The sequence below is a fragment of the Aeromonas sp. BIGb0405 genome (genome assembly GCF_024807335.1).
In the GTDB taxonomy this organism is placed as follows: Bacteria; Pseudomonadota; Gammaproteobacteria; order Enterobacterales; family Aeromonadaceae; genus Aeromonas; species Aeromonas rivuli.
Map to the genome: position 1 here is coordinate 98,572 of NZ_JANUEP010000001.1, position 12,391 is coordinate 110,962.

Below are 12,391 nucleotides of genomic sequence, written 5' to 3' on the forward strand. Positions count from 1 at the left end.
CATCTGGTGTATGAATATGATGAATAATCAATATATTAATTAACTGGCGCCCTGCGCAAGTCTCATCATGATAGCTGTCGTTCATCTTCGCAACTTGCCGTCCTCTCGATCTCCATATTGCATCATAAAAAATATGTGCGGCATGACCCGCTTTCATCATTTCACGGGTAAAGAGCCGGTCTAGCACCATGATTTGCTGACCTTAATCAACATCACAGACAAGTTTGCTGGTTACATTAGCGTCCACCGAACGAATCCCCACCACCACAGTGCCGTGCCGCAGGCGTTCAGGGCCGCACTTAGCCTCCATTGACCAACAGGAACCTGGATATGGTTGAACTTATTATTGGCACCCTGGTGACCCTCCTCGTGGGTCGCTGCATCTTCAAGGGCTACTCGGCCACCGGCATACTGCTCAGTGGCGGCTTGCTGCTGCTGGCCATCACGGCCTTGCTCGGCAAACCTGTGCTGCCTGCCAGCGTGCCCAGCACAGGCAACGTGATCACCGACATCTTCGAATATGTCCGTTTCCTGCTCAATAGCCGGGGCGGTGGTCTGGGCATGCTGATCATGGTGCTGTGCGGCTTCGCCGGTTACATGAGCCACATAGGTGCCAACACCATGCTGGTCAAGATAGCGAGCAGACCACTGGGGGTCATCAAATCCCCTTATGTGCTGCTGGTCGCGGCTTATCTGGTCGCCTGCGCCATGTCCCTGGCGGTGAGTTCGGCTACGGGCCTCGGCGTATTGCTGATGGCGACCCTGTTCCCGCTCATGGTCAACATGGGCATCTCCCGGGGCGCCGCCGCCGCCGTGTGCGCCTCCCCCGCCGCCATCATTCTCTCCCCCACCTCGGGAGATGTGGTGATCGCCGCCCAGGCCGCCAACATGGAGCTGCTCGACTTTGCCTTCAAGCTGACCCTGCCCATTTCGCTGATCGCCATCGCCTGCATGGCGGTCGCCCACTTCTTCTGGCAGCGTTACCTGGATAAGCGATCCGGTGAGGTGAACGAGAAAGTGGCGGCCAGCGATCTCATCACCGACGCCCCCGCCTTCTACGCCATACTGCCGTTTGCCCCCATCATAGGGGTGCTGATCTTCGATGGTAAGCTGGGCCCCCAGCTCGACATCGTCACCATCATCGTCATGTGCCTGACCCTGGCCGCGCTGCTGGAGTTGGCTCGCCATCGGGATGGCAAGGGGCTGCTCGATGGCCTGCAGATCTGCTGGCGCCACATGGCCGATGCCTTTGCCGGCGTGGTCATGCTGCTGGTCGGCGCCGGGGTCTTTGCCCAGGGGCTGATGACCATCGGCTTCATCGATACTCTGCTGGCTCATGCCCAGGATCTCGGCACCGGCGGCACTGTCATGATGCTCTCCCTGGTGGTGATCACCACCCTGGCGGCCTTCACCACAGGCTCGGGCAACGCCCCCTTCTACGCCTTCGTGGAGCTGATCCCCAATCTGGCCACCACTCTTGGCATCAACCCCGCCTATCTGGTCATCCCCATGCTGCAAGCCTCCAACCTGGGTCGCACCATATCCCCGGTGTCGGGGGTAGTGGTTGCCTGTGCGGGCATGGGCAATCTCTCGCCATTCGAGGTGGTCAAGCGCACCTCGGTGCCGGTCGCCGTCGGCCTGGCCGTGGTGCTGATTGCCACTCAGATCATGGTGCCCGCCTAAGCTTGCCCGCCCGGCCCATTCGAGGGCCGGGCTGGCATCCCCTCCCGCACCTAAGGTAGACTCTCCCCCTTCTTTTTCCCCAAAGGAGGACCGATATGAGTACGACGGTTCAACTTGCCCATTTCAGTGACTGTCACTCCCACTTCGATGGTGCCCAAGTACGTTTCAGCCCACCGGGGCAGGCCCAGTGGCTATGCCAGAGCGGCGGCTATGCCCGTTTGCTGACCCGAGTCAACCAGCTGCGCCGCGAGGCGGCAGCCGCAGGCACTCCCTGTCTGTTGCTCCATGGCGGTGATACCTTCCAGGGCTCACTCTATTTCAACCGCTTCAAGGGTCGCGCCAATGCTGACTTGCTGAGCCTGCTCGCCCCCGATGCCATGGTGCTTGGCAATCATGAGTTCGATCTCGGCAACGGCCCTCTGGTGGAGTTTCTCCGTCAGCTTGATTTCCCCGTGCTCGCCGCCAACCTCGATAGCAGTCAGGAGCCTGCCGACTGCCCGCTCCCACTGCGGGGCCTGCCGCATCTCCATGATGCCAGCCAGCCCTGGTTGGTACGCGAGCTGGCCGGCGTCCCCTTCGCCCTGCTCGGCATCACGCTTCCCCAGATGGCGGCCATCGCCAACCCGGACGAACATACCCGCTTTCATGGGGTGACTGAGACCTTGACCCGGCACCTTGGCGCGATCCGTGGTCAGGGCATACGCCACATCATCTTGCTCAGTCACCTGGGTCTGGAGCAGGACAAGCTGCTGGCGGCACGCTTCCCCGAGATAAGCCTCATCATTGGCGGTCACACCCACAGCTTGCTTGGGGATCTCGCGGCGCTGGGACTGCCGAGCGAGGGGGATTATCCGCTGATGGTCAATGGCGTGGCCCTGCTCCACGCCGGTCACAGTGCCCAGAGCCTGGGAGTCTGTGAACTCAGCTTCGACGGCCAGGGCCGGGTCATCGCCAGCAAGGGGCAGATAGAGTGGCTGCCCTGGCAACCCTGGCCTTATAGCAGCCCGGTGCCAGCCAATCTGCGCTTCTGCGCGCCAGACGCCCTCATCGAGGATCACATGGTGCGCCGCTACCGCCCCGCCCTCGAAGAGATGGCGGCCAAGGTGGTGACCCAGCTCAGCCAGCCGCTGCTCCATCAACGGATCCCCGATGCCAGACTGCCCCATGGCAGCCAGGTCGCACCGCTGGTTGCCGCCGCCATGCTGGCCGGGGCGCGCGAGCAGGTGGGTCAGGTCGATTTCGCGCTCCACAACGGGGGCGGCGTGCGCTGCTCCCTCGAGCAGGGCCCGCTCACCGAGGCCGACATCGCCGGTCAACTGTTACCCTTCGCCATCCCGCTCACCCTCTATCGGGTGCATGGTCATGAATTGGCAGAAGCGCTGGAGGGTGCCATCGACAATGCCACCGATAATGGCGTGGTCGGCAATGGCAGCGGCAGCTTCCCCTACACCGCCGGGATCCGCTTCCACTATCTGGCCGCCCTGCCCAAGGGCGAGCGTATCCGCCAGCTGGAGTGGGAGGCCGCACCCGGCCACTGGCAACCGGTGGAGGCCAACCATGTCTATCGTGGCGTTTCAAGCGCCTACACGGCGTCCGGCAAGGAGGGCTATACGGCGCTCGCCCGCACCCTGACCCAGCACAACCAGGAGCTGGGCATCACCCTGGCCGATGCGTTTATTCGCTGGGCACGCCAGCACCCCGAGCTGCCCGCCCCGGCGCCGCTGATCCACTACCGGGTTGGCGCTGGGCCAGATTAAGCTGACCCACTCGCTCCTAGCCCAGAGAAACGGATGATTGGCGCGGAGCCAAACGCACACTAACCTGTGATAAGTGGCTGTTTTTAGTTCGAGAATCCCCAAGAGTCGCTCGGCAAGCGGGATTATTTTCTCCCCGACCCGCGCCCCCATTGCATCGGGGGCCCGGGCTCGGCAAGATAGGCCCGCTTTCGCATGCTCAGGCAAAGGATCAAGGCTTCATGAACCACACCATTCGTTTCTCTTCTTCTCGCAATAATCCGCCGCTGCGGCCCCTTGCCGTCTTGCTGACCGGGCTCATCGCCTGTCTGTTTTGCCTGCGCAATCCCCTCTTCTATGACATGGCCCCGGGTTTTGATGCCTCGCTCTTTGCCGTCATGGGCAAGATGTGGAGCGAGGGCGGGGTGCTCTATCGCGACATGATCGACATCAAGGGCCCCATGATCTTTGCCCTCGATGCCCTGGGTTACCGACTGGATGGCTTTCGCGGCATCTGGTTGCTGGAGCTGGCCCTGTGCTGGCTCGGCCTGCTGGCAAGCTGGCAAGCCTTCAATCAGCTCGGACTGTCATTTCAGGCCAGGCTCGGCGCCATGCTGGCGGTGTTGGCACTTTATGGCACCCGTTATTACTACGGCAACATGACCGAGGACTGGACATTCCACCTGGCGCTGATCGCCCAGTGGGCCTTCCTCACCCTGCTGCTGGACAAGGAGTTTCGCTGGTGGCCAGCCCTGGTGGCCGGGCTCACCTTCGCCATCGTCGCCTGGATGCGCGCCAACAACGGTGCCCTCTGGGGAGCCTGGTATCTGACCCTGTTCCTCTGCTGGTGCCTGCGTGAGCAGTGGCGTGATGCCCTGCTGTTGCTGATCTCCAGCCTGCTTGGACTGGCGCTGGTAGGCGGGCCCCTCTATGGCTACTTCCAGCACCATCAACTGCTGGCCGAATTCAAATACTACGCCTTCGATATCTTCTTCGAGGGGAGCTATGGCAACGGCTTCTCCGTCTATGTGGGGGCGGTCGGCCTGCTGCGTACCGGTCTCATCATGCTGCTGCCCGCCTTCGTGCTGCTGATGATGAGCCGACGTCAGGAGTGGCATCTGCCCGCCCTGTTCGCCACCCTGTTTGGCGTACTGTTCACCCTGATAGCCAACTCCGTCTCCGGCCATGTGTTTGATCACTATGATGTGCTCTACCTGCAGCTGGGGCTGCTGCCGCTGGCCTGCCTGCTCGATCGCAGTGAGCGACAGAGCGATCTGATGGGTCTGTTCTGCATCTCGCTGGTGGTGCTCACCGCCAGCTGGCTGCTGGCCCAGCAACTGGTGTTTGGCTGGAGCAACAAGGAGTGGAGCCTGGACAGGGTCAGCGAAGTGCTCGGCACCAGCCTGCTGTGGGCCCTGCCCGTGTTGATCCTGCTCCCCCTGTGGCGGGCCTGGGATGTGCGATCCGCCACCCCCTGGCTCGCCAGCCTGGCCATGCTGGCCCTGATGATCAACAACGCCTGGGAGGGCAGCCAGAAGGGACGCCCCTTCAATGTCGCCGCGCAAGTCCGTGTCGATCGCATCCTGGCCGAGACCACCCCACGGGACAAGATCTGGGTCGATGCCATTCAGCCCCAGTATTACCTCTGGACGGATCGCCAGCCCGCTTCCGCCTATCTCTTCTTCAGCAACGTCAACCCGCCCTATGATGTGCGTGAGCGTGTGCTTCAGGATCTGCAGCGCCAGCAACCCAAGTTCATCATTGCCAAGCCGGAAAAGCTGGCCGAGGGGCTCAAGCCTGCGTCCCCTCCCTCCACCCAGGCCTTCTATCGCTATCTGCAAGACAACTACAGCGAGGTGGATCCCGGCCTCTATCGCCGCCACTGAGTCGATGACAAGGCCCGCCATCCCCCGGTGAGGAGAGCCGCAAGGGGCTGGTCAAGGTACTCCGGGTTGCGGCGCCGGTTGAGATTGGCCCAGGCCCGGATATAAAAAAGGACGCTCATTGGCTACAATGAGCGTCCTTTTTATCTGTCTCATTCACCCGACAGGAGTTTCATGACGGCACTGACCTATCTCGGCGGTTATCCAGAGCCCCTCAAGGCTCAGGTGTTGCAGTTGATCGAGGGCGGCAAGCTCGGCGCATTTCTCGCCAAGCGCTACCCGGACAGCCACAGCATCCAGAGTGACAAGGCCCTGCTCGCCTATACCATGGATCTCAAGAACCGCTATCTCAGAAGTTCGGCGCCCCTGGCCAAGGTGATCTTCGATGGCAAGATCAACGTGATCAAGGATGCCCTGGGTCTGCACACCTATGTCAGCCGGGTGCAGGGCAACAAGCTCAAGGCCAAGAACGAAATCCGCATCGCCGCCCTGTTCAAGGCCGCCCCCCCTGCCTTTCTCAAGATGATCGTGGTGCATGAGCTGGCACACATTAAGGAGAAGGATCACAACAAGGCCTTCTACCAGCTCTGCCAGCACATGGAGCCCGACTATCACCAGCTGGAATTCGATCTGCGGCTCTGGCTCACCTGGCGAGACCTGGAGAAGGACGCCCAGTGAAATATCTGGGTGGCCTGCTGCTATTGCTTGCGCTGCACAGCGCCCAGGCCCTGGAGCGCTGGCAACAGGATGCCTATCTGGTGGCGAGCTTTCATCAGGTGGCACTCAAGCGGGAGTATCAGGACAGGGGGCAGGATCACTTCAACCGCTGGCGCGAGCCGGTGCGGATCCTGCTTGTCAATGAAGTTGGCGACAAACCGCTGCAAGCCGAGGTGGTGAACATCCAGGCGGCGCACCTGAGCCATATCACGGGTCACAGCGTGGCGCTGGTGCAGGATCCGGCCAAGGCCAATCTCACCCTGGTGATGACCCGTCGCTCGCAAGTGACCCTCTGGGCCAGGCAGTTGATGGGCCAAAACCCTGCGGTTCAGGCTGCCCTCGCCGATGGCCTGTGCCTCGCCAACTATGTCACCGACCGGGAAGGCGCCATCAGCCGGGCCAGCATCATCATCCCGGTCGATGCCAGTCGCGACAAGGGACGCTTTCTCGATTGCGTGGTGGAAGAGCTCACCCAGGTCATGGGACTGCCCAATGACTCGGACGCCGTCTTCCCTTCCGTGTTCAATGACCGCAGCACCGACAGCTTCCTGACCGGGCTCGACTATCTCCTGCTCAAGATGGCCTACCACCCGGCCTTGAGCCCCGGCATGACTCAAGCCGAGGTGGATGCCGCTCTGCCTGCCGTGCTCAAGAGCCTCAAAGCCCAAGGGGACATACAGCAGGCGAACCGCCGGGTACAGGAGCAGAGCCTCAAGCGGTGGGCCGGGCTCTAGGCTCTCCCTCCCCCAACGCACCCATCGACCAGATCCGGGGAAACAGCGTCCAGGCATCCTCATGCTGTCATCTGAGGCGTATCAGGCAGCGCTCGACTCCGGCAGCCAGCTCTCGGCGTTTTCCCACACTTCCTGCACCAGCTCCTCCACCAGCTCTTTATCTTCCTTGCTGGCCCGGGTGATGTTGAGCGCCATGTTGCTGCCCCCCGCCACCCGCACCTGGATATCGGGGAAGCGGCGGCCCAGCTGTTTGAGCAACTCTTGCTCCAGGGCGGCCATGGTATCGGGGGAGACCTGTTTTTTCCTGTCGATGATGATTTCCAGACGCATAAGCACCTCTCATGTTGATACTGTAATTTTATACAGTATATTTAGCGTCTGTAAAGAGCCGCTTCCCAAAAATCTCAGGGATGAAGATGACGGCCCTGCAGCCACCCATAGACCTCGCGCACCCCGGGCCGCTGGCTGTCGGGGCGAGCCAGCAGCGCATATTCATGATCCGTGCTGAGTATGGGGGCAAAGGGGGCCACCAGCGCCCCTGTCTCCAACTCCTCTGCCACTATGGTGGGATCCCCAAGGGAGAGACCAAAGCCCTGCAGTGCCGCATTCATCGCCAGATCCAGGGTATCAAACAGCTGCCCTCCCTGAGGCAACCAAGGCGTGTCGACAAAGGCGGCGAACCAGTTCCGCCAATCCCGTCTGTCCGCACTGGCATGCAGTAGCGGCAGGGCAAGCAGATCGGTGATGGGGCGTTCAAACAGCCGGTATTTGGCCGCAAAGGCAGGGGCGCAGATGGGGGTCAATCGCTCTCGAAACAGCGGCTGGCTGTGAAGCAGCCGGGCCTGAGTGGGTTGATAGACGATGGCGAGATCGAAGGGCTCGCGGGCAAAGTCGATGCCGTGACTGTGGCTGCCGCGTACCTCGACCGCCTCCCCCTCGAAATCTTGCAAGCGGCGCAGCAACCAGCGGCTGGCGCAGGAGGGCACCTTGATGCTGATCGCCTGTTGCCGTGGCAAGGTTTGCAGAGCGCCCAGCCCCTCCCCCATGCGGGCCAGCCCCTCGCTGACGAAGGGCAGCAGCCGTTCGGCGGCCGGCGTGAGACTCAGGCAGCGGGTACCACGCAGGAAGAGGAGATGACCAAGGCGCGCCTCCAGCTGGGCGATCTGCTTGCTCACGGCACCTTGACTCACGCACAGCTCATCGGCCGCCAGGGTGAAGCTCAGGTGACGGGCTGCGCACTCGAATACTTGCAAACCATACAGGGGCAACTGACTACGGGGCAGGGTCGTTAACATACAAGCCTCCATGCTTGAGAAAAACTCATGCGTACCATGCCGAATAATCCTTTGCCGGACAAGGGCCCAGAGGGCTAAAAGAGAGACATCTTTCACATATTCAGGTGACGGCATCATGTCTTCTCCCCGCATCATCAGCAAATTGCCCCAGGTGGGTACCACCATCTTCAGCGTGATTGGGGATCTGGCCGCCCGCCATCCCAGCATCAATCTCTCTCAAGGGGCGCCGAGCTTCCCCTGTGACCCCGACTTGATCCGGGTCACCCACGAGGCGATGCTGGCCGGTGAAAACCAATATGCGCCCATGACGGGACTGCCCGAGTTGCGCGAACAGCTGGCGACCAAGATAGCGACCAGCTATGGCCACACCTATGATGTCGGCGAGGAGATCACCATCACCGCCAGCGCCAGCGAGGCCCTGTTCTGCGCCATCACGGCCCTGGTCCACCCCGGTGATGAAGTGATCATGTTCGAGCCGGCGTTTGACAGCTATCGCCCCATGATCCAGTTGCAGGGCGCCACCCCCGTGGTCATCGCCCTCAAGGCACCGGACTTCACTATTCCCTGGGATGAGGTGGCGGCCCGCATCAGCCCCCGCACCCGCATGATAGTGCTCAACACCCCCCATAACCCGACCGGCACCATCTGGCAGGCGGCGGATCAAGAGCGGCTCGCCCACCTGGTGCGCGGCACTGACATCATCATTCTCTCCGACGAGGTCTACGAGCATGTGGTATTCGATGGCGCCCTGCACCAGAGCGTGATCCGTTACCCCGAGCTGATTGAGCGCTCCGTCGCCGTCTTCTCCTTTGGCAAGACCTTCCATGTCACCGGCTGGCGAGTGGGTTACTGCGTGGCGCCCCGTCCGCTGATGGAAGAGATACGCAAGGTGCACCAATTCGCCATGTTCGCAGCAGACACCCCCATGCAGTACGGCTTCGCCCATCTGTTGCAGCAACCGGCTCACTATCAGGGGCTGGCGGCCTTCTACCAGCAAAAACGGGATCTGCTGGTCTCGGCCCTGGCCGAGTCACGCTTTACCCTCTTGCCCTCGGCGGGCAGCTTCTTCATGCTGGCCAGCTACGAGCGGATAAGCGACGAAGCCGACAGCCTGTTCGTACAGCGGCTGATCCGCGATCACGGGGTCGCCACCATTCCCGTCTCGGCCTTCTATCACGACGGCACGGATCAGCGGGTCATTCGCCTCTCCTTCTCCAAGGATGACGACACCCTGCTGGCGGGCGCCGAGCGCCTGTGCGGCGTCTAGGAGGCACCATGGATTCAGTACGCGTCGCCGTGTTGCAAATGGTGTCCGGGGATTGCCTCGCCACCAACCTGACCCAGGCAGAGGCCCTGTTGCGCCAGGCTGCGGCCGAGGGGGCCGTGTTTGCCCAGTTGCCGGAATATTTCTATCTGATGCCCGGCGATGAGCGGGCCAGGGTTGCCCTTGCCGCCCCCGAAGAGAGCCACCCTCTGCTGGCCTGGGTGAAAGATCTGGCCCGGGAACTTCACATCTGGATCCTGGCAGGCACCCTGCCGCTGGCAAGCCAGGAACCTGGCAAGATGCACAACAGCAGCCTGCTCATCGACCCGCAAGGGGCGCTCGCCACTCGCTATGACAAGCTGCACCTGTTTGGGTTTTCCACCGAGCAGGAACACTACGACGAAGCCACGACCATGAGCCCGGGCCAGACGGTGGTGAGCCACGCGCTGCCTTGGGGTCAGCTTCGCCTTGGGATCTGTTACGATTTGCGCTTCCCCGAGCTATTCCGGCTCGGGCCTGCGCCCGATTTCATCGCCCTGCCCGCCGCCTTCACCCACACCACGGGACAGGCGCACTGGGAGCTGTTGCTGCGGGCTCGGGCGGTGGAAAACCTGGCCTTCGTGCTGGCATCGGCTCAGGGTGGAGATCACCCGGGCGGACGCCGCACCTTCGGCCACAGCATGATCATCGATCCCTGGGGCCGGATCCTGGCCCGGATCGAAGAGGGTCAGGGCATGGCCATCGCCACCCTGGATCTGGCCGCCCAGCGCACACTGCGTCGCCAGTTACCGGCCCTCCATCATCGCAAGATAAGCGTCGGCCCATGAAGCCGACCCCTGTTCACTACTCACGACTATGCGCATGACGCCACACTCAAGGGATTGACCATGAAACTCAACGCAATAATGATGCTGATGGCGCTGGTCGCCACAGGCCAGGCCGCCGCCAAACCCCTGGTGATCGCCACCGATGCCACCTATCCCCCTTTCGAAATGGTCGACAGCAGCGGCAAGGTTGGCGGCTTCGAAGTCGAATTGGCCCAAGCCCTGTGCGCGGCCATGAAGGCCGAGTGCGAGGTGATTAACCAACCCTGGGATGCCCTGCTGCCGGGCCTGCAGGTACGTAAATACGACGCCATCATGTCCTCCATGAACATCACCGATGAGCGCCGTCAGAAGGTCGACTTCAGCAAGGTCTACTACATGATGCAAAACCGCTTCGTAGGCCGCAGCGACAAGGCTGCCGACTTCAGCGAGGATCCGGCCCACTTCAAGGGCAAGGTGATCGCCGTACAGGAAGGCACCCCGCAGGATAACTTCATCACCGCCCGCTATGGCGACGTGGCCAGCATCAAACGCTACGTCAATGCCCAGTCCCCCATGCTGGATCTGCAATCTGGCCGCGCCGACTACACCTTCGGCAACATGGTGCAACTCAAGGTCGGCTTCCTCGACAAGGAGATGGGCAAGCAGTTTGAATTCGTGGGTCCCCAGTTCAATGGCACTCAGGACAAGATCCTGGGTGAAGGGGTGGCGGTGGCGCTGCGCAAAAACAACGACAAGCTCAAGGGGGAATTTGATGCCGCCATCGATAGCGTCAAGGCCGATGGCACCTTCGACAAGCTGCTCAAGAAGTATCAGCTCGAAAATCTGCTCTGATGGCAGACTGCGGCTGCCCACGAAGAGACAAAAAGGGCGACCCTGGGTCGCCCTTCAGATTGAAGGCAGGCCAGCGGCCTCCCTTCATCCCTGCCGCGCCTTGAAGCGCGGATTGCTCTTGCAGATCACGAACAACTTGCCACGGCGGCGCACAACCTGACAGTCCGGGTGACGCGTCTTGGCCGATTTGAGGGATGCGAGAACCTTCATGCCGCCCCCTGCTTGCCGAGGAAAGCGCCAAAGCGCTGACCGAAGCGAGCAACTTGCCCCTCGGTACCCACCTGCTTCTGCTTGCCGGTGTAGAACGGATGGGACGCGCTGGACACATCCAGCGTCAGATAAGGGTACGCCTGACCATCCTGTTCCCAGACCTGGGTGCGATCCGTCTTCAGGGTGGAGCCCACCAGGAAATAGGTGTTGGCCGTCACGTCGTGAAATAGCACCTTGCGGTACTCGGGATGCATATTGGGTTTCATCATCGCCTCAACTGTTATGTTATAACGAAACATAAACTACCCCAATCAAGAACAGTTATCAATAGCCATCAAGCATTTTGCACCGGCAGACCATCGGGGAGCCGTCAAGCCGGACCGCCCCGAGCTATTTCGACAGATCATGCAGAATCCAGAAAGAGAAAAGAGAAAAGAGAAAAGAGAAAAGAGAAAAGAGAAAAGAGAAAAGAGAAAAGAATAACGAACGCAGCATGCCCATCGGCCACGAGAACTGGCAAACCGCAGCGAAGAGGATGAAGGGATAGATTCCCGTGATGACAACGGGAGTGATACCGAGTCAGTCTGGAGCCGACACTGTCATCCTCGCCTATCAGCTGGCCACGCGCTGGCAGCCGAATGCAAAAAGGCCCGTCAGTGACGGGCCTTTTTATCTTGGACAGGGGAACAAAAACCCTGACCCAATCGATTCTATCGATCAATGATGGTGCGGAAGGAGAGACTCGAACTCTCACGCCTAGGGCGCCAGAACCTAAATCTGGTGCGTCTACCAATTTCGCCACTTCCGCAAAGCTGACTTTGTACTGCTCGCACCCTGCTAAACGCGGAAGATACCAACAGACAACAATAATGGGGTGGCTGATGGGGCTCGAACCCACGACAACCGGAATCACAATCCGGGACTCTACCAACTGAGCTACAGCCACCACTGAAACATCTGACCATGCTTGCCGCAGCAAGATGGTGCGCCCTGCAGGATTCGAACCTGCGACCCACGGCTTAGAAGGCCGTTGCTCTATCCGACTGAGCTAAGGGCGCATTTTGCTCAACGACCCTCTATGTGTCAGCACCATGGATTGGGCATACATAAAGCGTTGTCGATAAAAATGGTCGGTGATAAAGGATTCGAACCTTTGACCCTCTGGTCCCAAACCAGATGCGCTACCGGGCTGCGCTAATCACCGAGATACTTCA

General features: G+C 60.9%; 12 protein-coding genes and 4 tRNA genes. 8 read left to right on the plus strand and 8 right to left on the minus strand.

The genetic code is table 11. The features are described 5' to 3' along the window. Positions 1-330: 330 nt before the first annotated feature. The 5 genes from dcuC (at position 331) to M2366_RS00530 (ending at position 6,750) form a co-directional block, all read left to right on the plus strand. On the plus strand, positions 331-1,683 hold the full coding sequence (gene dcuC / locus M2366_RS00510; protein ID WP_259268696.1) for an anaerobic C4-dicarboxylate transporter DcuC: 1,353 nt from the start codon (positions 331-333) through the stop codon (positions 1,681-1,683). A gap of 95 nt (positions 1,684-1,778) precedes the next feature. Continuing rightward, positions 1,779-3,440 carry a bifunctional UDP-sugar hydrolase/5'-nucleotidase gene (locus M2366_RS00515; protein ID WP_259268697.1) on the plus strand — a complete coding sequence of 554 codons (1,662 nt, stop codon included), beginning with the start codon at positions 1,779-1,781 and terminating at the stop codon, positions 3,438-3,440. A 218-nt stretch (positions 3,441-3,658) separates the two neighbouring features. Continuing rightward, a complete protein-coding gene (locus M2366_RS00520) occupies positions 3,659-5,302 on the plus strand; it encodes a hypothetical protein (RefSeq protein ID WP_259268698.1) in 1,644 nt (547 codons plus the stop codon). Between the two features lie 171 nt (positions 5,303-5,473). After that, positions 5,474-5,977, plus strand: coding sequence for a M48 family metallopeptidase (locus tag M2366_RS00525; RefSeq protein WP_259268699.1), 504 nt, complete (start codon positions 5,474-5,476; stop codon positions 5,975-5,977). Beyond that, complete coding sequence (locus M2366_RS00530; RefSeq protein ID WP_259236642.1) at positions 5,974-6,750, plus strand: DUF2927 domain-containing protein; 777 nt, start codon at positions 5,974-5,976, stop codon at positions 6,748-6,750. Before M2366_RS00525 ends, M2366_RS00530 begins: the two co-directional genes overlap by 4 nt. An 81-nt stretch (positions 6,751-6,831) precedes the next feature. Here the strand turns inward: M2366_RS00530 and M2366_RS00535 are convergent, their stop codons facing one another. Together M2366_RS00535 and M2366_RS00540 are read right to left on the minus strand one after the other, a co-directional pair. Further along, positions 6,832-7,080 carry a DinI family protein gene (locus M2366_RS00535; protein ID WP_042042851.1) on the minus strand — a complete coding sequence of 83 codons (249 nt, stop codon included), beginning with the start codon at positions 7,078-7,080 and terminating at the stop codon, positions 6,832-6,834. A gap of 74 nt (positions 7,081-7,154) precedes the next feature. After that, a complete protein-coding gene (locus M2366_RS00540; RefSeq protein ID WP_259236643.1) occupies positions 7,155-8,045 on the minus strand; it encodes a LysR substrate-binding domain-containing protein in 891 nt (296 codons plus the stop codon). Positions 8,046-8,160: 115 nt separating this feature from the next. Here M2366_RS00540 and M2366_RS00545 point away from each other — a divergent pair, with 115 nt between their 5' ends. From M2366_RS00545 to M2366_RS00555, 3 genes are read left to right on the plus strand one after another with little or no spacing between them, the layout of a single operon-like run. Continuing rightward, positions 8,161-9,312: a methionine aminotransferase gene (locus tag M2366_RS00545; protein WP_259236644.1), complete on the plus strand. Its 1,152-nt coding sequence runs from the start codon at positions 8,161-8,163 to the stop codon at positions 9,310-9,312. Between the two features lie 8 nt (positions 9,313-9,320). Next, positions 9,321-10,136 carry a carbon-nitrogen hydrolase family protein gene (locus M2366_RS00550; protein WP_259268700.1) on the plus strand — a complete coding sequence of 272 codons (816 nt, stop codon included), beginning with the start codon at positions 9,321-9,323 and terminating at the stop codon, positions 10,134-10,136. Positions 10,137-10,196: 60 nt separating this feature from the next. Next, entirely contained in the window at positions 10,197-10,967 is a 771-nt protein-coding gene (locus tag M2366_RS00555) for a transporter substrate-binding domain-containing protein (RefSeq protein WP_259268701.1), read from the plus strand. 84 nt (positions 10,968-11,051) lie between these two features. On the opposite strand, the gene ykgO is transcribed toward M2366_RS00555, so the two are convergent. From ykgO to M2366_RS00585, 6 genes are all read right to left on the minus strand, one after another. Continuing rightward, entirely contained in the window at positions 11,052-11,177 is a 126-nt protein-coding gene (ykgO, locus tag M2366_RS00560) for a type B 50S ribosomal protein L36 (protein WP_224432761.1), read from the minus strand. Beyond that, positions 11,174-11,443: a type B 50S ribosomal protein L31 gene (locus M2366_RS00565; RefSeq protein ID WP_042042857.1), complete on the minus strand. Its 270-nt coding sequence runs from the start codon at positions 11,441-11,443 to the stop codon at positions 11,174-11,176. The genes ykgO and M2366_RS00565 overlap by 4 nt, the downstream gene beginning before the upstream one ends. A gap of 458 nt (positions 11,444-11,901) precedes the next feature. Further along, a tRNA-Leu gene (locus M2366_RS00570) sits at positions 11,902-11,985 on the minus strand. 62 nt (positions 11,986-12,047) lie between these two features. Then, positions 12,048-12,123, minus strand: a tRNA-His gene (locus tag M2366_RS00575). A gap of 35 nt (positions 12,124-12,158) precedes the next feature. Then, positions 12,159-12,235: transfer RNA gene (locus M2366_RS00580), tRNA-Arg, on the minus strand. Between the two features lie 69 nt (positions 12,236-12,304). Continuing rightward, positions 12,305-12,381, minus strand: a tRNA-Pro gene (locus M2366_RS00585). Between the last annotated feature and the right edge of the window lie 10 nt (positions 12,382-12,391).

What these genes read in the sequence shown, in the direction of transcription:
- M2366_RS00565 (WP_042042857.1), bottom strand. Translation starts at nt 11,443, where the DNA reads ATGAAACCCAATATGCATCCCGAGTACCGCAAGGTGCTATTTCACGAC.
- M2366_RS00545 (WP_259236644.1), top strand. Translation starts at nt 8,161, where the DNA reads ATGTCTTCTCCCCGCATCATCAGCAAATTGCCCCAGGTGGGTACCACC.
- M2366_RS00535 (WP_042042851.1), bottom strand. Translation starts at nt 7,080, where the DNA reads ATGCGTCTGGAAATCATCATCGACAGGAAAAAACAGGTCTCCCCCGAT.
- M2366_RS00520 (WP_259268698.1), top strand. Translation starts at nt 3,659, where the DNA reads ATGAACCACACCATTCGTTTCTCTTCTTCTCGCAATAATCCGCCGCTG.
- M2366_RS00525 (WP_259268699.1), top strand. Translation starts at nt 5,474, where the DNA reads ATGACGGCACTGACCTATCTCGGCGGTTATCCAGAGCCCCTCAAGGCT.
- ykgO (WP_224432761.1), bottom strand. Translation starts at nt 11,177, where the DNA reads ATGAAGGTTCTCGCATCCCTCAAATCGGCCAAGACGCGTCACCCGGAC.
- M2366_RS00555 (WP_259268701.1), top strand. Translation starts at nt 10,197, where the DNA reads ATGAAACTCAACGCAATAATGATGCTGATGGCGCTGGTCGCCACAGGC.
- M2366_RS00515 (WP_259268697.1), top strand. Translation starts at nt 1,779, where the DNA reads ATGAGTACGACGGTTCAACTTGCCCATTTCAGTGACTGTCACTCCCAC.
- dcuC (WP_259268696.1), top strand. Translation starts at nt 331, where the DNA reads ATGGTTGAACTTATTATTGGCACCCTGGTGACCCTCCTCGTGGGTCGC.
- M2366_RS00540 (WP_259236643.1), bottom strand. Translation starts at nt 8,045, where the DNA reads ATGTTAACGACCCTGCCCCGTAGTCAGTTGCCCCTGTATGGTTTGCAA.
- M2366_RS00550 (WP_259268700.1), top strand. Translation starts at nt 9,321, where the DNA reads ATGGATTCAGTACGCGTCGCCGTGTTGCAAATGGTGTCCGGGGATTGC.